20 protein-coding genes, 1 tRNA gene and 1 pseudogene are annotated in these 20,064 nt (G+C 70.2%); 16 read left to right on the forward strand and 6 right to left on the reverse strand.

Going from position 1 to position 20,064, the window contains the following annotated elements; translation table 11 throughout:
- Positions 1 to 423: pseudogene (locus ACSF8R_RS06995) on the reverse strand (HNH endonuclease); the annotation flags it as partial.
- Between the two features lie 53 nt (positions 424 to 476).
- On the opposite strand from ACSF8R_RS06995, the gene ACSF8R_RS07000 reads away from it, so the two are divergent.
- The gene (locus ACSF8R_RS07000; RefSeq protein WP_434811147.1) at positions 477 to 839 is read left to right on the forward strand and encodes an SdpI family protein; all 363 of its coding nucleotides are present in this window, start codon (positions 477 to 479) and stop codon (positions 837 to 839) included.
- A 114-nt stretch (positions 840 to 953) separates the two neighbouring features.
- The gene (locus ACSF8R_RS07005; protein ID WP_434811148.1) at positions 954 to 1,427 is read left to right on the forward strand and encodes a hypothetical protein; all 474 of its coding nucleotides are present in this window, start codon (positions 954 to 956) and stop codon (positions 1,425 to 1,427) included.
- 62 nt (positions 1,428 to 1,489) lie between these two features.
- Here the strand turns inward: ACSF8R_RS07005 and ACSF8R_RS07010 are convergent, their stop codons facing one another.
- Complete coding sequence (locus tag ACSF8R_RS07010; RefSeq protein WP_434811149.1) at positions 1,490 to 2,098, reverse strand: TetR/AcrR family transcriptional regulator; 609 nt, start codon at positions 2,096 to 2,098, stop codon at positions 1,490 to 1,492.
- Positions 2,099 to 2,207: 109 nt separating this feature from the next.
- On the opposite strand from ACSF8R_RS07010, the gene ACSF8R_RS07015 reads away from it, so the two are divergent.
- The 5 genes from ACSF8R_RS07015 to ACSF8R_RS07035 are packed head-to-tail and all read left to right on the forward strand — an operon-like array spanning position 2,208 to position 8,198.
- The gene (locus ACSF8R_RS07015) at positions 2,208 to 3,812 is read left to right on the forward strand and encodes a carboxyl transferase domain-containing protein (RefSeq protein WP_434811150.1); all 1,605 of its coding nucleotides are present in this window, start codon (positions 2,208 to 2,210) and stop codon (positions 3,810 to 3,812) included.
- A gap of 5 nt (positions 3,813 to 3,817) precedes the next feature.
- Positions 3,818 to 5,731 carry a biotin carboxylase N-terminal domain-containing protein gene (locus tag ACSF8R_RS07020; RefSeq protein ID WP_434811151.1) on the forward strand — a complete coding sequence of 638 codons (1,914 nt, stop codon included), beginning with the start codon at positions 3,818 to 3,820 and terminating at the stop codon, positions 5,729 to 5,731.
- Positions 5,728 to 6,894 carry an acyl-CoA dehydrogenase family protein gene (locus ACSF8R_RS07025; protein WP_434811152.1) on the forward strand — a complete coding sequence of 389 codons (1,167 nt, stop codon included), beginning with the start codon at positions 5,728 to 5,730 and terminating at the stop codon, positions 6,892 to 6,894. The genes ACSF8R_RS07020 and ACSF8R_RS07025 overlap by 4 nt, the downstream gene beginning before the upstream one ends.
- Before the next feature lie 9 nt (positions 6,895 to 6,903).
- Complete coding sequence (locus ACSF8R_RS07030; RefSeq protein ID WP_434811153.1) at positions 6,904 to 7,386, forward strand: MaoC family dehydratase; 483 nt, start codon at positions 6,904 to 6,906, stop codon at positions 7,384 to 7,386.
- Entirely contained in the window at positions 7,383 to 8,198 is an 816-nt protein-coding gene (locus ACSF8R_RS07035; protein ID WP_434811154.1) for an HpcH/HpaI aldolase/citrate lyase family protein, read from the forward strand. Before ACSF8R_RS07030 ends, ACSF8R_RS07035 begins: the two co-directional genes overlap by 4 nt.
- On the opposite strand, the gene ACSF8R_RS07040 is transcribed toward ACSF8R_RS07035, so the two are convergent.
- The gene (locus ACSF8R_RS07040; protein ID WP_434811155.1) at positions 8,186 to 8,788 is read right to left on the reverse strand and encodes a histidine phosphatase family protein; all 603 of its coding nucleotides are present in this window, start codon (positions 8,786 to 8,788) and stop codon (positions 8,186 to 8,188) included. The two genes, ACSF8R_RS07035 and ACSF8R_RS07040, sit on opposite strands and share 13 nt — an antisense overlap.
- Before the next feature lie 31 nt (positions 8,789 to 8,819).
- Complete coding sequence (locus tag ACSF8R_RS07045; protein WP_434811156.1) at positions 8,820 to 9,671, reverse strand: Sir2 family NAD-dependent protein deacetylase; 852 nt, start codon at positions 9,669 to 9,671, stop codon at positions 8,820 to 8,822.
- Between the two features lie 60 nt (positions 9,672 to 9,731).
- On the opposite strand from ACSF8R_RS07045, the gene ACSF8R_RS07050 reads away from it, so the two are divergent.
- The gene (locus tag ACSF8R_RS07050) at positions 9,732 to 10,523 is read left to right on the forward strand and encodes a TrmH family RNA methyltransferase (RefSeq protein WP_434811157.1); all 792 of its coding nucleotides are present in this window, start codon (positions 9,732 to 9,734) and stop codon (positions 10,521 to 10,523) included.
- Position 10,524: 1 nt separating this feature from the next.
- On the opposite strand, the gene ACSF8R_RS07055 is transcribed toward ACSF8R_RS07050, so the two are convergent.
- Positions 10,525 to 11,409, reverse strand: coding sequence for an SGNH/GDSL hydrolase family protein (locus tag ACSF8R_RS07055; protein WP_434811158.1), 885 nt, complete (start codon positions 11,407 to 11,409; stop codon positions 10,525 to 10,527).
- A 104-nt stretch (positions 11,410 to 11,513) separates the two neighbouring features.
- Here ACSF8R_RS07055 and ACSF8R_RS07060 point away from each other — a divergent pair, with 104 nt between their 5' ends.
- The 6 genes from ACSF8R_RS07060 (at position 11,514) to ACSF8R_RS07085 (ending at position 17,404) form a co-directional block, all read left to right on the forward strand.
- Positions 11,514 to 13,352 carry a DEAD/DEAH box helicase gene (locus tag ACSF8R_RS07060; RefSeq protein ID WP_434811159.1) on the forward strand — a complete coding sequence of 613 codons (1,839 nt, stop codon included), beginning with the start codon at positions 11,514 to 11,516 and terminating at the stop codon, positions 13,350 to 13,352.
- A 21-nt stretch (positions 13,353 to 13,373) separates the two neighbouring features.
- Complete coding sequence (locus ACSF8R_RS07065) at positions 13,374 to 13,892, forward strand: hypothetical protein (protein ID WP_434811160.1); 519 nt, start codon at positions 13,374 to 13,376, stop codon at positions 13,890 to 13,892.
- Positions 13,893 to 13,930: 38 nt separating this feature from the next.
- Positions 13,931 to 15,019 (forward strand): VIT1/CCC1 transporter family protein, encoded by a 1,089-nt coding sequence (locus tag ACSF8R_RS07070; RefSeq protein WP_434811161.1) that lies wholly within the window; start codon positions 13,931 to 13,933, stop codon positions 15,017 to 15,019.
- Between the two features lie 68 nt (positions 15,020 to 15,087).
- Positions 15,088 to 15,172, forward strand: a tRNA-Leu gene (locus tag ACSF8R_RS07075).
- Positions 15,173 to 15,241: 69 nt separating this feature from the next.
- Complete coding sequence (locus tag ACSF8R_RS07080; protein ID WP_434811162.1) at positions 15,242 to 16,546, forward strand: M20/M25/M40 family metallo-hydrolase; 1,305 nt, start codon at positions 15,242 to 15,244, stop codon at positions 16,544 to 16,546.
- Between the two features lie 24 nt (positions 16,547 to 16,570).
- The gene (locus tag ACSF8R_RS07085) at positions 16,571 to 17,404 is read left to right on the forward strand and encodes an undecaprenyl-diphosphate phosphatase (RefSeq protein ID WP_434811163.1); all 834 of its coding nucleotides are present in this window, start codon (positions 16,571 to 16,573) and stop codon (positions 17,402 to 17,404) included.
- Positions 17,405 to 17,417: 13 nt separating this feature from the next.
- Here the strand turns inward: ACSF8R_RS07085 and ACSF8R_RS07090 are convergent, their stop codons facing one another.
- Positions 17,418 to 18,281 (reverse strand): PAC2 family protein, encoded by an 864-nt coding sequence (locus ACSF8R_RS07090; RefSeq protein WP_434811164.1) that lies wholly within the window; start codon positions 18,279 to 18,281, stop codon positions 17,418 to 17,420.
- A 91-nt stretch (positions 18,282 to 18,372) separates the two neighbouring features.
- Here ACSF8R_RS07090 and ACSF8R_RS07095 point away from each other — a divergent pair, with 91 nt between their 5' ends.
- Positions 18,373 to 19,053, forward strand: coding sequence for an HAD family hydrolase (locus tag ACSF8R_RS07095; protein WP_434811165.1), 681 nt, complete (start codon positions 18,373 to 18,375; stop codon positions 19,051 to 19,053).
- Positions 19,050 to 20,060, forward strand: a complete 1,011-nt coding sequence (locus ACSF8R_RS07100) for a tRNA (adenine-N1)-methyltransferase (protein WP_434811166.1) — start codon at positions 19,050 to 19,052, stop codon at positions 20,058 to 20,060. Before ACSF8R_RS07095 ends, ACSF8R_RS07100 begins: the two co-directional genes overlap by 4 nt.
- Positions 20,061 to 20,064 lie beyond the last annotated feature (4 nt).

Raw genomic sequence — 20,064 nt, forward strand, 5'->3', positions numbered from 1 at the left:
CGTCACGATCGCCGACGCCGCCGCCATCCCCAACCGGCCCGCCGTGACGGCGTCGCCGACGTGCGGGTGCTTGCACGGCATCCGTTCACCGGTGAGCGAGATGCGGGGTGCGGTGGCTTCACCGACCTGCACGATCTTGATCGCTTCACCAACCGATGCGCCGGTGGTCGCCTGGATCATCGACACCGGCGACCGGAACCCCTGCCGCCGGGCGAGGGAGTCCTTCCCGAGTTCGACACGGGACTGCCGTGCCACCTCGGCCGCGACCGGCGCGTACGCGGCATCCACATGCCGCTTCAACTCCCCGAACGCACGATTCACCGCGAGCAACTCCCCAGGAGCGAGCCCGCCCGGCTCACCATCACCACCCGCCGCAGCGAGCGCGGCGAGGGCCTCGGTGATGCCGGCGAGCGCGTCCTTCATGCCTTCGACATTAGAACATACCTACGACATTCAAGCCGCGATAGCGTGGAGCGGTGGAGAACGAGTGGGTCGCGAGAGTGGTGTTGTGCGCCGTCATGGTCGTCGCGGGCGTCCTTCTCGTGTGGATGGCGAATGCGGCGGCGTCCGGACGTCTGAAGCGCAACCAGCTCGCCGGCATTCGGATTCCCAGCACGATGGTGAGCGACGAAGCCTGGCTTGCAGCGCATATGCGTGCGCGGGGTGTGACGGTGTGCGCCGGAGTGGTCAGCATCCTGAGTGGGGCCTTCGCACTCCTTCCCGTCTCGATGCCGGTGGTGCTCATCGGCGTGCTGGCCGCCGCGCTCGTCGTGCTCGGATTCGTCTTGTACGGGGCTCGGGTCGGCGGTGTAGCTGCGAGAGCGGTTTCCGAGTCGTGATCGCACACGTCGCGTGCGGTCGAACTTCTCCCGCTGGGGTCAGTCGCGGCTGCAGAGAAAATGCTCGTTGAGGGACCGCGACTCGAACACGATCCACCGGCTACCTTGATCCGTATGGGTGACATCGGGAAACGAGGCCGCGCTTTGAAGCTCGACGGCATCCTCGCCGTCATTGCCGCTGTCTCGCTCCTTTCCGCCTGCGCGCAGTCCGGTCCGATCCCGCGCGCGCCCGACGATGATCCGATCGAGGCGGCGAAGGCGCTGGCAGATGCTCCGGACGAGGTCCGGGCAAGCGATGCCGGCGCGAGCTGTGGAGCGTTCGTCCTCGGTCAGGGAGAAGCAATTCCGACTGAGGCGGTCGAGTGCCTGGCCGCGGCTGCCGGTTCGGGCGAGCGCGCGCAGCTCGCCTGGAGCTTCCCCACCACCGAAGGCGACCCGATCGTGTCCTTCGCGTTCGCAGCGGAGGGCTCCGATGTCACCGTCTACACCACGAACGCCTTCGATTCGTGGGGCGGAGACCCTCAGTGGACGCGAAGCACGTGCGATTCGAGCACGGCCACAAGCCTCACGGGTTGCCTGCACGGTTAGCGACTGACGTCTCCGCGATCGCGAGAGCAGGCGCATGGCGGCCTCGGCGCGCCCGGCCGCGATCAGTGACCGGCGGTCAGTGCCGCGTAGGCGGCTGCGGCGAGGATCTCTCGCACTTCGCCGTCGTCGTGGGCGGTGCGCAGCGCGCGCAGTGAGTGCGGTGTCGAGTTGATGAGCCCGAACCCGGCATGCGCTTGGACGCGGAGTCGGTCGCGACTGGCACCGGGGTGGAGGTGCGAGAGGACGTCGATCCACAGATCGATGTACTCGCGTTGCAGCCGTCGCACTTCTCGACGGTCATCCTGTTCGAGGCGGCCGAGGCCGCGGTCCTGGGCGCGGATGACGTCGCTCTCGTCGACGGCGAAGTCCACGTGGAATGCGACGAGTGCGCGCAACTGATCGGTCGCGGTCCCGTGCGCGTCGACGACGGCACGCCCACCGTCGAGCAGGCGTTCACTGGTGCGCTGCAGCAGCGCTCCGAGCAGGGCCTGTTTGCTGCGGAAGTGGCGGTACACGGCCGGGCCCGTGATGCCGACCGCTGACCCGAGGTCTTCGAGGCTCACGCCGTCGAATCCCTTTGCGGCGAACAGTCGTGCAGCTTCACGCAGAAGCGCGGCAGATCGATCGGCCTTCGCGCGCTCGCGCGGGGTCGTGTCTGGAGTGCTTGCCATCTCAGTTAATCCTCGCTAACCTGGGATGCATCGAGTTAGTGCACACTAACCGATCGTCCGGCGGGGCCGCCAGACGATGAGACCGGATTGTGACATCGACGGAGATGCCATGGCAACGCTCACCGGCGCCGCCGCACACGACGACGCCTTCAACAGGAACCGCGACGGACAGCGCGCCGCTGCCGCAGCACTGCGCGAACGACTCGACCGTACCGCCGCCGGCGGACCCGAGCGTGCACGTTTACGTCACACGGCACGCGGCAAGCTGCTCCCGCGCGACCGGGTCTCCCGATTGCTCGACGAGGGGAGTCCCTTCATCGAACTCGCGCCCCTCGCCGCCGAAGGACTCTATGACGGCGACGCGCCGGCCGCGGGGGTGATCGCGGGGATCGGCCTGGTGCACGGGCGGCACGTCATGGTCATCTGCAACGATGCGACCGTCAAGGGCGGCACGTACTATCCGATGACCGTCAAGAAGCACCTGCGCGCGCAGGAGGTCGCCCTCGAGAATCGCCTGCCGTGCATCAGCCTCGTCGACTCCGGGGGCGCGTTCCTGCCCAAGCAGGATGAGGTGTTCCCCGACCGCGACCACTTCGGGCGCATCTTCTACAACCAGGCCAGGCTGTCGGCCGCCGGCATTCCGCAGATCGCCGCCGTCCTCGGCTCCTGCACCGCAGGCGGCGCGTATGTCCCCGCGATGAGCGACGAGACCGTCATCGTGCGGGGCCAGGGCACGATCTTTCTGGGCGGACCGCCGCTCGTGAAAGCAGCGATCGGTGAGGTCGTCACCGCCGAAGAGCTCGGTGGCGGAGAACTGCACGCCCGCACCTCGGGGGTCGTCGACCACCTCGCCGAAGACGACGAGCACGCGCTCGAGATCGTCCGCGACATCGTCGCGACCCTGCCCGCACCGGTCGCGCCGGTGTGGGAGGTGGCCGACAGCGTCGAACCGCTCATGGACCCTACTGAGCTCGACGGTGTCGTGCCGGTCGACGTCAACCAGCCGTATGACGTGCACGAGGTCATCGGGCGCCTGGTCGACGGCAGCGAGTTCCACGAGTTCAAACGCGAGTACGGCACCACGCTGGTCACCGGGTTCGCGCGCATCCACGGGCACCCGGTCGGGATCGTCGCGAACAACGGCATCCTCTTCGGCGAGTCCGCGTTGAAGGGCGCGCACTTCATCGAGCTGTGCGACCAGCGCGGTGTGCCGTTGCTGTTCCTGCAGAACATCACCGGGTTCATGGTGGGGCGGGATGCCGAGGCCGGCGGCATCGCGAAAGACGGCGCCAAGATGGTCACCGCCGTCGCCACGACGCGCGTGCCCAAGCTCACCGTCATCATCGGTGGCTCGTTCGGCGCAGGCAACTACTCCATGTGCGGCAGGGCGTACTCGCCTCGGTTCCTGTGGTCGTGGCCCGCCAGCCGCATCTCGGTGATGGGCGGTCCGCAGGCGGCCTCGGTGCTGTCGACTGTCAAGGGCGACCAACTCGCCGCGGCCGGCGAGGAATGGGATGCCGAGGCCAAGGCGGCCTTCGAAGCACCCGTGCGCGCGCAGTTCGAGCAACAGGGTTCCCCGTATTACGCAACCGCCAGGCTGTGGGACGACGGCATCGTCGATCCGCTGCACACCCGAGATCTGCTCGGCCTCGCCCTCGACGTCTGCTCCCGCACGCCCCTGCCCGAGCCCCGCTTCGGCATCTTCCGGATGTGATCACCGTGCCTCAGCCCCCCTTCACCACCGTGCTCGTCGCCAACCGCGGCGAGATCGCCCGCCGTGTCATCCGGACGCTGCGCCGGCTCGGCATCCGTTCGGTCGCCGTGTACAGCGACGCCGACACCGACGCCCCACACGTGCGCGAGGCCGACGTCGCCGTGCGCATCGGACCGGCAGCGGCATCGTCGTCGTACCTCGATGTGGATGCCGTCGTCGGTGCAGCCCGTGCCACCGGCGCGCAGGCGATCCACCCCGGCTACGGGTTCCTCTCCGAGAACGTCGCATTCGCCCGCGCGTGCGCCGCCGCGGGCATCGTCTTCATCGGCCCGGGTGAGCGTGCGCTGGAGGTCATGGGCGACAAGATCCGCGCGAAGGCGCAGGTGGAGGCGTTCGACGTGCCGACGGTTCCCGGCTTCAGCGCCGCGGGAATCGACGACGCCGATATCGCCGCTCGCGCCGACGACGTCGGCTACCCGCTCCTGGTCAAGCCGTCCGCCGGCGGCGGTGGCAAGGGGATGCAGGTCGTCCGCAGTGCAGCCGAGCTTCTCGATGCGCTCGCCGGGGCACGCCGTGTGGCGCGGGCCGCATTCGGCGACGACACGCTGCTGCTGGAGCGGCTCATCGAGAAGCCCCGCCACATCGAAGTGCAGGTGCTCGCCGACGAGCACGGCGGGATCGTGCATCTCGGTGAACGCGAGTGCACCCTGCAGCGCCGCCATCAGAAGGTCATCGAGGAGGCGCCGTCGCCGCTGGTCGACGACGCCATGCGTGCCCGTCTCGGCGCGGCTGCCTGCGCCGCCGCTGCCAGCGTCGACTACCGCGGTGCCGGCACGGTCGAGTTCCTGGTGCCCGGCGACCGCCCCGATGAGTGCTTCTTCATCGAGATGAACACGCGCCTGCAGGTCGAACACCCGGTCACCGAAGAGGTCACCGGCGTCGACCTCGTCGAACAGCAGGTGCGCATCGCGGCGGGGGAGCCGCTCCCGTTCGTGCAGGACGACATCCGGCTGCGCGGCCACGCGATCGAGGCCCGCGTGTACGCCGAGAGCCCTGAGCGCGGCTTTCTGCCCGCGACCGGTGAGGTGCTGCGGTGGCGCGCTGCGGAGGGCGCCCGCACCGACGGTGGCGTCGAGACCGGATCGGTCGTCACGGCCGACTACGACCCGATGATCGCCAAGGTCATCGCTGTCGCCGAGGATCGGGCAACTGCGCTGAACCGGCTCGACACGGCGCTCGCCGAGACGGTGCTGCTCGGTGTGGACACCGGCATCCGGTTCCTGCGCGCATTGATCGCTGACCCGCCCGTGCGCGCGGGCGATATGGACACCGGGCTCATCGATCGGATGCCGCCGCCCGAACCCGTGCCGGCACCCGAGGCCGCCCTCGCAGCAGCAGCGGCACTGGTGGCGGCGTCACGCCCGCGTGCGCACGGCGTGTGGGGCGAGCTGACCGGGTTCCGAAGCGGGGCGCCCACCACCGACACGGTCTTGCTGCGCGACGCGACGGGTGCCGTGCACGCTGTGCCGGTCGGCGACCCCGCCGAGCCGGAAGCGATTGCCGATGCGGACGGCGCCGTCTGGGTGCACGCCGACGGCGGAGCGCACCGGCTTGAGCCGGTCGGCCGGCGCGCCGCGATGCTGTCGCGCCTCGCAGCGGCCGGACGAGGGGCGGATGCGGCGGCTCCCGAACTGCGCGCCCCCATGCCCGGCACCGTCGTCGCGGTGCACGTCACCGACGGCGACGTCGTCACCGCAGGAACCCGCCTCGTGACCATCGAGGCCATGAAGATGGAGCACACCGTGACGGCGCCCCACGACGGCGTCGCACGGATCCACGTCAGCAGCGGCGCGCAGGTGCGCCGCGACGAACTGCTGGCAGACGTCACGGCGCATCACGCTGGAGAGGAACAGAAATGACGTTCGAGCTCACCGACTACGGGCTGGAAGAGGACCACGTCGAACTCGCGCGCATGGTGCGCGCATTCGCCGATGAGCAGGTCGCCCCGGTCGCCTACGAAGCCGACCGCACGAAGACGCTGCCGATGGACATCGTCGCCCAGATGGGCGACCTCGGCCTGTTCGGACTGCCCTTCCCCGATGAGCACGGCGGGCAGGGTGGCGACTACCTCGCGCTGTGCCTGGCGATCGAAGCGCTCGCGCGCGTCGACCAATCGATCGCGATCACCCTCGAGGCAGGCGTCAGCCTCGGCGCCATGCCGATCCACCGGTTCGGCACCGACGCGCAGAAGGCAGAGCTGCTGCCCGACCTGCTCGCCGGGCGTGCCCTGGCAGGCTTCGGGCTCACCGAACCCGACGCCGGGTCCGATGCCGGTGCCACCCGCACCACGGCGACGCTCGACGGCGGCGAGTGGGTCATCAACGGCGCCAAGCAGTTCATCACCAACTCGGGCACGCCGATCACCCGCTTCGTGACGGTGACCGCTGTGACGGGGCGCGACGGTGACCGCAAGGAGATCTCGACGATCATCGTGCCCTCCGGCACCCCGGGATTCACCGTCGAACCCGCCTACGACAAGGTGGGCTGGCACGCGAGCGACACGCATCCACTCACCTTCGACGGCGCACGCGTACCCGAAGCCAATCTGCTGGGGGAGCGCGGACGCGGGTTCGCGAACTTCCTGCACATCCTCGACGAGGGCCGCATCGCGATCGCCGCGCTGTCGACCGGAGCCGCCGAGGGATGCCTGGACGCCGCCATCGAACACGCGAAGACCCGCACCGTGTTCGGCGAGGTGCTCTCGCAACGGCAGGCGATCCAGTTCATGATCGCCCGCATGCAGCTGCGCGTGCACAACGCCCGACTCGCGTGGCATCACGCAGCGCGACTGCGTGATGAGGGGCGCCCCTTCAAGGGCGCCGCGGCCATCGCAAAGCTCACCGCGAGCGACGCGGCGATGGACAACGCCCGCGACGCGACGCAGATCTTCGGCGGCAACGGGTTCATGAACGAGTTCCCCGTCGCCCGGCACTACCGCGACTCGAAGATCCTCGAGATCGGTGAGGGGACGAGCGAAGTGCAACTGCTCGTCATCGCGCGCGAACTGGGCCTTGCCGGGTAGCGTGACAGCGTGACCGAAATCGTGCAGCGGGGACTGTTCTTCGACGAGTTCGAGGTGGGCACCGTCTACGCACACCGCCCCGGACGCACCGCGACCGAGGCCGACAACGTCCTGTTCACCACCCTCACCATGAACAGCCAGGCCCTGCACTTGGATGCCGCCTACTCGGCGACCCAGCCGTTCGGCAAACCGCTCATCAACTCGATGTGGACACTCGCCACGATGGTCGGCGCCTCGGTCACCCAGCTCACGCAGGGCACGCTCGTCGCACAGCTCGGCCTCGGCGACATCTCGTTCCCGCATCCGCTGTTCGCGGGCGACACCCTGTACACCTCGACCGAGATCGTCGAGGCGCGGCCATCGCGCTCACGCCCCGGGCAGGGCATCGTCACGATGCGCCACACCGGCCGCAATCAAGACGGCGAGGTCGTCGCGGTCGCCACCCGAACGGCCCTCATGTGGGCGTCGCCGGCTGCTGAGGAGGAATCATGAGTGCATTCGCGCTCGGACCGGCACTGCTGTTCTGCCCGGCCGACCGACCCGAGCGGTTCGGCAAAGCACTCGTGCGCTCCGACGCCGTCATCCTCGATCTCGAAGACGCCGTCGCGCCGGCCGCGAAACAGGCCGCCCGTGGCGCGCTCATCGACGCCCACGTCGACCCCGAACGCGTCATCGTGCGTGTCAACTCCGTCGGCAGCGCCGACTTCGAATCCGACATCGCCACGCTCTCGCAGACCGACTTCCGCACGATCATGCTCGCGAAGGCCGAATCGGCGAAAAAGATCGCGCGCATCGACGCCCGGTTCGACATCGTCGCGCTGTGCGAGACGGCCAAAGGCGTCGTCGCATCCGAGAAGATCGCCGGCCTCGAGAACGTCGTCGCGCTCATGTGGGGTGCAGAAGACCTCGTCGCATCCCTCGGCGGCACGTCCAGCCGCACCGCGAAAGGGCGCTACCGCGACGTGGCGCGGGCCGCACGCTCGCGCGTGCTGCTGGCCGCCGCAGCCGCGGGCAAGGCGGCCATCGACGCGGTGCACCTCGACATCGCCGACGAGGCCGGGCTCGCGCGCGAAGCCGCGGACGCGGCAGCAAGCGGATTCGCTGCGACCGCCTGCATCCACCCGGGGCAGGTCGAGACCATCCGTGCCGCGTACCGTCCCGATCCGAAGGATCTCGCCTGGGCGCGGGGTGTGCTCGCGGCTGCGGATGGGCAGCCCGGCGTCTTCTCGCACGGCGGGCGCATGGTCGACGAGCCGGTGCTGCGGCACGCCCGCACGCTCGTCGCGCGCGATCAGGCTGGGTAGGCGGCGTACGAGAGCAGGCTGAGCCGGTCACGTTCCATCAAGAACGTGTGCGCGGATCCGTTGGCCAGGCGTTCGCCCTCGGCCGGGAACGCACCGCCCGTCGCGTGCCGGATGAGCTCGCGGATGAGCGCCCCGTGCGAGACGACGATGAGCGACGGCGCCTGCGGGGCGGTCGCGTGACGTGCGTCGCGAATCGCCGCACGCAGACCCGACAGCGCACGGGTGCGCACGTCGGTCCACGTCTCGGCGCCGGGCACCTGGGCGACATGCCAGTCGCCCCAGCGTTCGTGGAACTCGTCGATGCCGAGCCCTTCGGCTTCGCCGTAGTTGCGTTCGCGCAGTTGGGGATACGTCGCCGGCGCGTCGACGCCGAGTTCGGCGGCGATGAGCAGCGCCGTCTCGTGCGCGCGCGACAGATCGCTCGAAACGACGACGAGCGGGTCGCCGTCGACGAGGTGCCGCAGGCCGGCGGCGGCTTCTCGAGCCTGCTCGCGGCCGGTGTCGTTGAGCGGGATGTCGGCGGACCCCTGGATGCGGCGCTGCGCGTTCCAGTCGGTCTGTCCGTGGCGGACGAGAGTGAGGGTGGTCACCCTGTCGAGCCTACGCGTGCCGCGGCGTGGTTCAGCCCAGGGCGCCGAGGGCCCGCGAGAGCTGCTGCAGCACCTCGGTCGTGCCGGCGTCGATCTTGACGGTGGCCTTCGCATCGGCGCGGGTCTGCCCGCGGTTGACGATGACGACAGGCAGCTTGCGACGGCGCGCGCGTTCGACGAGCCGGATGCCGGAGTTGACCACGAGCGACGACCCCGCCACCAGCAGGGCGTCGCTCGAACGCACGAGCTGCTCGGCCTCGTGGAACTTCTCGGTGGGGATGAACTCGCCGAAGAAGACGACGTCGGGCTTGAGCATGCCGGTGCAGACGCTGCAGGTGGGCACGATGAACCCGTCACTCGACGACGGCAGCACATCGCCGTCCGGGCCGAGATCGACGCTGTCGGGCACGGTGATCCACGGGTTCTCGTGCTCGACGCGCGCGGCGAGGTCACGCCGGTCGAACACCTGCCCGCAACGGGTGCAGAAGACACGCCGCATCGTCCCGTGGAGCTCGACGACGCGTCGGCTGCCGGCGCGCACATGCAGCCCGTCGACGTTCTGAGTGATGACACCGGTGGCGACCCCCGTCGCCTCCAGCTCGGCGAGCGCCGCGTGTCCGCCGTTGGGCTGCGACGCCGCGAACGTGCGCCACCCGAGGTGGCTGCCGATCCAGTACCGGCGCCGTGCCTCTTCGCTGCCCAGAAACTGCTGCACGGTCATCGGCGTGCGGGTCGGCGCGCCCTTGCCGCGGTAGTCGGGGATGCCGGAGTCGGTCGAGACGCCGGCGCCCGTGAGCACGGCGATGCGCCGCCCGGCGAGTGCATCGACCGCGCGGCCGACGGCAGCCGTGGTCGCGGGGTCGAAGCCGAGGAGCGCGGTCATGGCCCTGAGCCTACGCGGCCCGGTTTTCGCGCAGGTTACGGCGCGTGCGAAAGTGGGCGGATGCAACCCGTCCGCATCGCCGACCCCGCCGATCCGCGACTGTCGGACTACCGCGACCTGACCGATGTCGCCCTCCGCCGTGTTCGTGAGCCCGAGGAGGGGCTGTACATCGCCGAGTCGGCGAAGGTCATCGCTCGAGCGGTGGCGGCGGGGCACCGTGTGCGCTCGGTGCTCGTACAGGAGAAGTGGCTGGGCGATGTCGCCGAACTCGCGGGTGATGCGCCGGTGCTCGTCGTCAGTGACGTCGTCGCCGAGCAGCTGACCGGCTACGCCGTGCATCGTGGGGCACTCGCGGCCATGCACCGCCCCGCGCTGCCCGCGGTCGCAGACGTCGTGCGTGATGCCCGACTCGTGCTGGTGCTCGAAGACATCGTCGACCACACGAACGTCGGAGCGGCGTTCCGCGCCGCAGCCGGACTCGGTGCCGACGCCGTGCTCGTCGCACCCCGATGCGCCGACCCGCTTTACCGGCGCAGTGTGCGGGTGAGCATGGGCACCGTGTTCCAGGTGCCGTGGACGCGGCTACCGGAGTGGCCGGCGGCGCGCGATGAACTGCACGCCGCCGGCTTCCATCTCGCCGCACTCGCGCTCGCCGACGATGCGGTGCCGCTCGATGCATTCGCGTCAGCGCGCCCCGAGCGCGTGGCGCTGCTGATGGGAGCCGAGGGTGACGGGCTGTCACCACGCGCGATCGAAGCGGCCGACACGATCGTGACGATTCCGATGGCCGGCGGCGTCGACTCCCTCAACGTCGCCGCCGCGAGCGCCGTCGCCCTCTGGGCGCTGCGCTGAGTCAGGCCTGCTGGCCGCGACCGGCGGCGCGGTCGGCGGCCGGGGCCTCGACGATCGTGGGCAGACCGATCGGCGCGGCGTCGGGCCGCTTAGCCGTGACGTTGTCGCCGCTGGACTGGTGGCGCAGGCGTCGAAGCACCCACGGCACGAGGTGTGCCCGCGCCCAGACCAGGTCGTTCACGCGCGCCTCGCGCCATGTGAGCGAGGGGAGCGGGTCGGGCTGCATCGGCTGCAGGTCGTTCGGCACGTTCAGGGCTCGAAGCACCATCCGCGCGACCTCGTGGTGGCCGAGGGCGTTCAGGTGCAGCCGGTCGTCGTCGAAGAACCGCATGTCCTGGATGTCCTTCAGCGCCCACTGATCGGCGACGATGCAGTCGTAGCGGTCGGCGATGCCGCGGATATTCTCGTTGTAGATCGCGACCTTGCCACGGATCCCGCGGAACACGGGCGTGAAGTTGGTGTCGATCCCGGTGAAGACGATCACGGTGGCGCCCTGCGAGGTGAGGCGGGCCACGGCATCCTCGAACTGCTGCGCGACGGCATCGGGGTCGCTGCCGGGGCGGATGACGTCGTTGCCGCCCGCCGAGAACGTCACGAGGTCGGGCGCCAGCGCGAGGGCCGGTTCGATCTGGTCGGCGACGATCTGCCCGATGAGCTTGCCGCGGACCGCCAGGTTCGCGTAGGCGAAGTCGTCGACCTGCCCGCCGAGCACTTCGGCGACGCGGTCGGCCCAGCCGCGGTGCCCGCCCGGCAGCGACGGCTCGGGGTCGCCGATGCCCTCGGTGAACGAGTCGCCCACCGAGACCATGCGCCGCCACGGGTGCGTGCTCTCGTTCGGGATATACGGACTGCGGTGCTCGTCGTTCGACGCGTCGTTCCTGCGCATTGCCTCTTCCTCGACTCGTGGTCGCCATCGAGGCTACCTGGACTGGGGGGTGAACCGCGTCGGATCGCCGCCGGTGGGGTACGGGTCGTTTAGGGTGGTCACTCGTGACGGCACGGGAACAGGAGCATTTCGGCAGTTTCGCCGCCGAGCACCTGTCTCCGTCGTTCCCGCAGCGCGCCCCGTGGGGAACGGCGCAGAACCTGCGTGCCTGGCAGGCTGAAGCGCTCGAAGCGTACTTCGCCGCCGACGGCCCCGACGGGGTGGGATCGGGTCCCCGTGACTTCCTCGCCGCCGCGACCCCGGGCGCCGGAAAGACGACCTTCGCCCTGCGCCTGGCATCCGAACTGCTGCGCCGGAACGTCGTCGACCGGATCGTCGTTGTCGCGCCCACCGAGCACCTGAAGACCCAGTGGGCCGATGCGGCCGCGCGCGTGTCGATCCGACTCGATCCGCGGTTCAGCAACCGGCATCACACGCCGTCGAGGCAGTACCACGGTGTCGCCGTGACCTACGCGCAGGTCGCCGTCAAGGCATCCGTGCACCAGACCCTCACGCTCGACAAGCGCACGCTGGTCATCCTCGACGAGGTGCACCACGGCGGTGACGCACTCAGCTGGGGTGAGGCGCTGCGCGAGGCCTACGGTCGCGCGACCCGCCGCCTGCTGCTCAGCGGTACGCCGTTTCGCAGCGACACCGCACCCATCCCGTTCGTGGAGTACCACCCGAACGAGAAGGGCATCCGCCTCTCGCGCACCGACTACAACTACGGCTACGGTCGCGCGCTCGAAGACGGGGTCGTGCGCCCCGTGCTGTTCCACGTGTATGCGGGCAAGATGCGCTGGCGCACGCGGGCGGGCGACGAGCTCGAAGCGCAGCTCGGTCAGGACAACACGAAGGACGTCACCTCCCAGGCGTGGCGGACCGCCCTCGACCCCGACGGTGACTGGATCCCCGCGGTCCTCACCTCCGCCGATCAGCGACTCACCGAGGTGCGGCAGGACGTGCCAGATGCCGGTGGCCTGGTCATCGCGACCGATCAGACCGCCGCGCGCGCCTACGCTGCGATCCTGAAGACCATCACGGGGGAGTCGCCCACCGTCGTCCTCTCCGACGACAAGGCCGCCTCGGGGCGCATCGAAACGTTCTCGCAGACCGACTCCCGCTGGATGGTCGCGGTGCGGATGGTCTCCGAAGGCGTCGACGTGCCACGGCTCGCCGTCGGCGTCTACGCCACGAGCGCCTCCACGCCGCTGTTCTTCGCGCAGGCGATCGGGCGTTTCGTGCGTGCCCGACGCCGCGGCGAGGCGGCATCCGTCTTCCTCCCCAACGTGCCGCAGCTGCTCACGCTCGCCGGCGAGATGGAACGCGAACGCGATCACGCGCTCGACCGCGACACCGACGGTGACGACGACGGCCTCGAGGACGGCCTGCTCGACGAGGCCGAGCGCGAAGACAAGGCATCCGACGCACTGACCGAGGAGTTCACCTACCAGGCACTCGGGTCGGTCGCGCATTTCGACCGGGTCGTGTTCGACGGCCGCGAGTTCGGTCAGCTCGCCGTTCCCGGCACGCCCGAGGAGCAGGAGTTCCTGGGACTGCCGGGCCTGCTCGAACCCGAGCACGTGCACGAGTTGCTCATGCAGCGGCAGGCCCGCCAGTCCCGGCACCGCAAGGTGCGGGAGGCCGCCGAGGCTGAGGCCCGCGACCGCGGCGAGGCCGTCGAGTCCGACACCGCGGTGCCGGCGCCGTTGCACCGGACGCTGCGCGAACAGCGGCAGCTGCTGAACAGCCTCGTGGGACTGTACGCCCGGCAGAGCGGCGAGCCGCACGGGGCTGTGCATGCAGAACTGCGACGCGTGTGCGGTGGGCCGGCGGTCGCGCAGGCCACCGTCACGCAGCTGCAGTCCCGCATCGACATCCTTCGCTCGCGCGTCCGGTCCTGAGCGGCCGCTACACTCCCGGCCATGACCGGCCACCGCTACGCGTTCACCTCGCACTGGAGCGTGCCGCTCGAGGTGCACGCGTGCTGGGCTGCGATCGCCGACGCCGTCGAGCGCGGCGAGACGCCCTGGTGGCCGGGGGTGCGTCTCGAGCCGGGTCCGCTGCGAGACGGCGAGGAGCGGATGCTGGTGGTGCGCAGTCCGCTCGGATACCGGCTGCGGGTGCGTGTGCGCTTCTGTGAGGTGGATCCGCCGCGGCGCCTGGCGGCGCACGCCCGAGGTGACCTCGTCGGCGGCGGCAGCATCGCACTCACGCCCGCGGGCTCGCACGGCACCCTCGTGACCTGGGTGTGGACCGTCCGCGCGCACACGCAGTGGATGCGACTGCTCGAGCCGGTGCTGCGACCGGTCTTCGGCCTCGCGCACGCCACCGTCATGGCGCGGGGGCGTCGCGGCCTGCTGCGCGCGGTCGCGCACGGTTCGGAGCCCCGAAATGCTGGCAATCCGGGGCTTTCGTCCGATCGGACCCCGACCGCTGGCTAGCGTGGAAGGCGTCTTCCCGCCCCCGAATCGGAGCCCGCGTGAGCCTGCCCGCCACCCCGACCGCCCGCGATCGTCGCCGCTGGGCGCAGTACCTCGTCGACGAACGCGCCGAGGCGCGCGTCTACCGCGAACTCGCCGCCCGCCGGTCGGGGGAGGAGCGGGCGATCCTGCTCGCCCTCGCCGACGCGGAGGGGCGTCACGAGGCGCACTGGCTCGAGCTGCTGGGCGGTGAGCCGACGCGCCTGCCGAGCCCCGGCATCGGCACGCGGATGCTGGCGTGGATGGCGCGCCGGTTCGGCTCGATCTTCGTGCTCGCGCTCGCCCAGAACGCCGAAAGCCGGTCGCCGTACGACACCGAGCCCTACGCGACGGCCCGCATGGCGGCCGACGAGAAGGTGCACAGTGAGGTCGTCCGGGGCCTCGCTGCTCGCGGCCGTCGCCGGCTGTCGGGCACTTTCCGCGCGGCCGTCTTCGGGGCCAACGACGGACTCGTCTCGAACCTCGCCCTCGTGATGGGCATCGGCGCGACGGGCGTCGCCCCGCAGTTCGTCCTCTTCAGCGGCGTTGCGGGGCTGCTCGCGGGCGCCTTGTCGATGGGGGCCGGGGAGTTCGTCTCGGTGCGGTCGCAACGCGAGCTGCTCGATGCCACCCAGCCGTCCGCCGACGCCGCGGACGCACTGCCCGATCTCGACCTCGACGCCAACGAACTCGCGCTCGTCTATCGCACGCGGGGCATGGCCGAAGCCGACGCGCTCGCGCGGGCCCGCCGCGTCGTGCACGCCGCGCAGACCCAGGATCCGTCGCACCCGTACGGGCCGGAGGCCGCCGACGCCCATGACCACGACGTGGTCGGCGGCGCTTTCGGCGCCGCGGCCTCGAGCTTCCTGTTCTTCGCCTCGGGTGCCATCATCCCGGTGCTGCCGTGGCTGTTCGGGCTGTCCGGCATCCCGGCTGTCGTGATCGCTCTCGCCCTCGTGGGGATCGCGTTGCTCGCGACCGGCGCAACCGTCGGGTTGCTCTCGGGTGGGCCGCCGCTTCGACGCGGGCTGCGGCAGCTCGCGATCGGCTTCGGCGCAGCCGCTGTCACCTACGCGCTGGGGCTCGTGTTCGGGGTGTCGCTGGCGTGAGCGCGGTTCGTCGCACGAGCTCGGACGTGCTAGGCTCGATCTTCGGTTGGTGACAACCACACACCCATGCGCGGGTGGCGGAATAGGTAGACGCGCTAGCTTGAGGTGCTAGTGCCCGTATAGGGCGTGGGGGTTCAAGTCCCCCCTCGCGCACAAGAGAAAAGGCCCCGATCTCGGGGCCTTTTCCATATCCGGCGGACGGCGACGACAGGGAGCACGGCCATGACCGAGAGCACCGAGACGGACCTGCCGGAGGTGGCGCGCGTCGCGCGTGATCTGATCCGATTCGACACGACGAACTGGGGCGAGGGTCGTTCGCGCGGCGAGCGCGAAGCCGCCGAGTACGTCGGCGCGTACCTGGAATCGCTCGGACTCGTCCCGGAGTACTACGAACCGGTTCCGCGCCGCACCAACGTGATGGCGCGCATCCCGGGACGCGACCGTTCCCGGCCTGCGCTCGTCCTCCACGGGCACCTCGACGTCGTGCCCGCCGTCGCCGAGGACTGGAGCGTCGACCCCTTCGCGGGCATCGTGAAGGACGGCATGCTGTGGGGCCGCGGCGCCGTCGACATGAAGGACATGGATGCCATGATCCTCACGTCGGTCGCCGACCTGCTGCGCGGGGGCGAGCAGCCCGAGCGCGACTTGATCCTGACCTTCTTCGCCGACGAGGAGAACGGCGGGGTCGAGGGTTCGCAGTTGGTGGTCCGCGACCGGCCCCAGTGGTTCGCCGGCGCGAGCGAGGCCATCAGCGAGGTCGGGGGCTACTCGATCGCCGTCGGCGACCGCCGGGCCTACCTGCTGCAGGTCGGGGAGAAGGCGCTCGTCTGGATCCGTCTGCACGCCCGCGGCCTCGCAGGTCACGGCAGCCGGTTCCACCATGACAACGCCGTGACCCGGCTTGCCGAGGCCGTCACCGCGCTCGGGCGTGCGTCGTGGCCGATCGAATTGACTGCGACGACGCGCGAACTCGTGGACGAACTCGCGCGCATGGCGGGCGTCGACCCCACCGACCCCGACGCCGTCGCGGCGGCCACGGGGCCGGCATCCGCATTCCTCAGCTCGACCTTCCGGACGACCACGAATCCGACCGGGCTCACCGCCGGCTACAAGCACAACGTCATTCCCGACAACGCCGTCGCGGCGATCGACATCCGCACCCTGCCCGGTCAAGAGGACGCCGTCCTCGCCGAAGTGCAGCGGCTCGTGGGCGACGACATCGAGATCGAGGTCGTCCACCGCGACATCGGGCTCGAGGTGCCGTTCGGCGGCGATCTGGTCGACCGGATGGTCGCCGCACTGAACCGGCACGACCCGGGCGTCCCCGTCGTGCCGTACCTGATGGGCGGCGGCACCGACAACAAGGCCCTCGCCGAGCTCGGTATCGTCGGGTTCGGGTTCGCGCCGTTGCGCCTTCCGTCCGATCTCGACTTCACGGGTATGTTCCATGGGGTGGACGAGCGCGTCCCCGTCGACGCGCTGACGTTCGGCCAGGCCGTGCTCACCGACCTCATCCGCTCCGCCTGACCGCGCCGAAACCCGAAGGACACCATGGATCTGTTCGAGGCGATCTTCCTCGGGATCATCCAGGGACTGACCGAGTTCCTGCCGATCTCCTCCAGCGCGCACCTGCGCATCGTGGGCGAGTTCCTGCCGTCTGCAGAAGACCCCGGCGCCACGTTCACCGCGATCACCCAGATCGGCACCGAGCTTGCCGTGCTCGTCTACTTCTGGAAGAAGATCACGCGCATCATCACGAAGTGGTTCCAGTCGTTGGCGGGCAAGGTCGACCGTAACGACCCCGACGTGCGCATCGGGTGGATCGTCATCATCGGCACGCTGCCGATCGGTGTGCTCGGGTTCCTCTTCCAGGACGTCATCCGCGATACGTTCCGCAATCTCTGGCTCGTCGCCGTCGTGCTGATCGTCTTCGGCATCCTCCTCGGCATCGCCGACGCGCTCGGTCGCCGTGAGCGCACCGAGGCCGACATGACCTACCCGCACGGGCTCGCGCTCGGATTCGCGCAGGCCCTCGCCCTGATTCCCGGTGTCTCGCGTTCCGGCGCGACCACGACGATGGGGCGCGCACTCGGCTACACCCGTCCCGCCGCCGCCGAGGTGGCATTCCTGCTGGCCGTGCCCGCCGTGTTCGGCTCGGGCGTCTACGAGCTGATCCAGGCGATCCGCGAGCCCGGCCAGTCGGTGTTCTCGCTCGGTGAGACGGCGGCGGCCACTGTCGTCGCGTTCGGTGTCGGTCTCGCGGTCATCGCGTTCTTGATGCGCTACCTCAAGCGCGGCAGCTTCCTGCCGTTCGTGGTCTACCGTGTGCTGCTCGGCATCGCGCTGATCATCCTGCTCAGCGTCGGGGTGCTGCAGCCGTACTGATCCGGTCGGCCGGTCAGCGGCGCGGGTCGTCGCGGCCGGGCTTTGTCGGGCCGTCGCCGCCGCGGCGCAGGTACTTCTCGAACTCCTGCGCGATGGCGTCTCCCGAGGCTTCGGGCGAGTCCCACGTGTCGCGGGTCTGCTCGAGCTGGCGGATGTACTCGGTCATCTCCTCGTCGTCTGCGGCGGCAGCGTCGATCGACGCCTCCCAGGCGAGCGCCTCGGCGGGCAGTTCGCCGCGGTCGACGTGCGCGCCGGTGAGCTCTTCGAGCTTCGACAGCAGGGCGAGCGTCGCCTTCGGCGAGGGGGAGTGGCCCGCGACATAGTGCGGCACGCTCGCCCAGAGCCCCGCAGTCGGGATGCCGGCTTCTTCAGCAGCGGCCGACAACACACTGAGGATGCCGACGGGCCCCTCGTATGTCGAGCGCTCCAGAGAGAACTCGGCACGCAGCTGCTCGTTCTCGCTTCCGGCGAAGACCGAGATCGGTCGGGTGTGCGGCACATCCGACATCATCGATCCCAGCGCGACGAGCCCTGTGACGTCGTGGCTGAGGGCGATGTCGATGAACTCCGCGGCGAAGGCCTGCCAGGCGCGGGCGGGCTCGACCCCGCTCAACACCCACAGCTCCGGACCGTCGGCCGGCGCGTTCGGTCGCCACACGGTCGCCTCCGGCCACGACAGTGTTCGCGTGCCGTCGGCATCCATGCCGATGGTCGGCCGCGTGTACTGGTAGTCGAAGTAGAGCTCGGGGTCGACCGAGAACACCGATGTGTAGTCGCCCGACGTGCGGATGCGGCTGACGGCGGCCGAGGCCGCTTCGCCGGCGTCGTTCCAGCCGTCGAAGGCCACTACGAGTACTCGCTGTCCGAGAGTCGCCACTGCGCTCCTTCCGCTGCCGGGGTCGATCACCCCACGATACGCCGGGGCGGTGCCCCCGGGGCGCGACCGGCGCGCTCGGTAGGATGGATCAGTGACATCCCCTACCCCTGCCGCGGTCCTGTGGGACATGGACGGCACCCTGGTCGACACCGAACCCTACTGGATGGCTGCGGAGGAGCGACTCGTCGCGAGCCACGGCGGCACGTGGACCCACGAGGAATCCCTGCAGCTCGTCGGGTCGGGACTCGAAGACGCCGCGAAGATCCTGCAGAACGCGGGCGTGTCGCTCGACGTCGACGAGATCGTCCAGACGCTCACGAGCGACGTGATGGTGCAGCTGCAGACGCAGGGTGCGCCGTTCCGACCCGGCGCCCAGGAGCTGCTGCGCAGCCTGCGCGAGGCCGGTGTCAAGACGGCGCTGGTCACGATGTCGATGCGACGGATGGCCGACATCGTCGTCTCCCTCATCGGCTTCGAGGCGTTCGACATCGTCATCGGTGGCGATGACGTCGAGCGACCCAAGCCGCATCCCGATCCCTATCTGCAGGCCTGCCGCGCCCTCGGCGTGTCGCCCGAGGACGCCGTCGCGATCGAGGATTCGCCGAACGGACTGCGCGCGTCGCTGGCGGCCGAGGTGCCGAGCATCGGCGTGCCGCACATCGTTTCGCTCGACGAAGTCGGCGCCGACACCCTCTGGCCGACGCTGGAAGGGCGCACGGCTGAGCACGTCGCGGCGTTTCACGCCGAGCACCGCGCAGGGGCCGCGCTGTGAACGCGCTGCGACCGAGCGGCCCGTTCCGCCTCGGCGACCGCGTCCAGTTGACGGGGCCAAAGGGGCGCCTGCACACCGTGACGCTCCGCGAGGGCGGCGAGCTCCACACGCATCACGGGGTGCTGCGGCACGAGTCGATCGTCGGGCAGCCCGACGGGTCTGTCGTCACCAACAGCGGCGGGCACGAGTACCTCGCGCTGCGCCCGCTGCTGCGGGACTTCGTCATGTCGATGCCGCGGGGAGCGGCGATCGTCTATCCGAAGGATGCCGCGCAGATCCTCGCTTCGGCCGACATCTTCCCCGGTGCGACCGTCGTCGAGGCCGGTGTCGGGTCGGGCGCGCTGTCGCTGTGGCTGCTGCGCGCGATCGGCCCGTCGGGCAGGCTCGTGTCGTTCGAGCGGCGGGCGGAGTTCGCCGAGGTCGCCGAGGCGAACGTCGAGACCTTCCTGGGTGAGCGTCCCGACGCCTGGCGGGTCGTGGTGGGCGATCTCGTCGAATCGCTGCCCAGCGCCGTCGAACCCGGCAGCGTCGACCGCGTCGTGCTCGACATGCTCGCACCATGGGAGTGCATCGATGCGGTGGCCGAGGCGTTGACGCCGGGCGGCGTCGTGCTCTGTTACATCGCGACCGCGACGCAGCTCAGCCGTGTCGCGGAGTACATCCGCGGCTCCGGACTGTTCACCGACCCCGAAGCCACCGAGACGATGGTCCGTGGGTGGCACGTCGAGGGGCTCGCGGTGCGACCCGATCACCGCATGGTCGCCCATACCGGGTTCCTGCTGACCGCTCGTCGCCTTGCGCCGGGAGCCGTGCCGCCCGACGTGCGCAAGCGTGCGTTGAAGAAGCCGAGTTACGCCGACGAGGACGTCGAACTGTGGACGCCCGGCGCCGTCGGAGACCGGCAGATCACCGACAAGAACCTGCGCAAGCGGGTCCGCGACGCGAAGCGCGCCGTCGAAGGAGCCCGTCAAGCGGCCGGGGAGCGCGGCGACGACGACGTAGACTGATCCG

This window comes from Microbacterium sp. bgisy189 (assembly GCF_965345345.1).
Lineage (GTDB): Bacteria > Actinomycetota > Actinomycetes > Actinomycetales > Microbacteriaceae > Microbacterium.

Coding starts and splice junctions, on each gene's coding strand:
- ACSF8R_RS07015 (WP_434811150.1), top strand. CDS start 2,208: ATGGCAACGCTCACCGGCGCCGCCGCACACGACGACGCCTTCAACAGG.
- ACSF8R_RS07005 (WP_434811148.1), top strand. CDS start 954: ATGGGTGACATCGGGAAACGAGGCCGCGCTTTGAAGCTCGACGGCATC.
- ACSF8R_RS07055 (WP_434811158.1), bottom strand. CDS start 11,409: ATGCGCAGGAACGACGCGTCGAACGACGAGCACCGCAGTCCGTATATC.
- ACSF8R_RS07035 (WP_434811154.1), top strand. CDS start 7,383: ATGAGTGCATTCGCGCTCGGACCGGCACTGCTGTTCTGCCCGGCCGAC.
- ACSF8R_RS07010 (WP_434811149.1), bottom strand. CDS start 2,098: ATGGCAAGCACTCCAGACACGACCCCGCGCGAGCGCGCGAAGGCCGAT.
- ACSF8R_RS07050 (WP_434811157.1), top strand. CDS start 9,732: ATGCAACCCGTCCGCATCGCCGACCCCGCCGATCCGCGACTGTCGGAC.
- ACSF8R_RS07025 (WP_434811152.1), top strand. CDS start 5,728: ATGACGTTCGAGCTCACCGACTACGGGCTGGAAGAGGACCACGTCGAA.
- ACSF8R_RS07045 (WP_434811156.1), bottom strand. CDS start 9,671: ATGACCGCGCTCCTCGGCTTCGACCCCGCGACCACGGCTGCCGTCGGC.
- ACSF8R_RS07080 (WP_434811162.1), top strand. CDS start 15,242: ATGACCGAGAGCACCGAGACGGACCTGCCGGAGGTGGCGCGCGTCGCG.
- ACSF8R_RS07085 (WP_434811163.1), top strand. CDS start 16,571: ATGGATCTGTTCGAGGCGATCTTCCTCGGGATCATCCAGGGACTGACC.
- ACSF8R_RS07065 (WP_434811160.1), top strand. CDS start 13,374: ATGACCGGCCACCGCTACGCGTTCACCTCGCACTGGAGCGTGCCGCTC.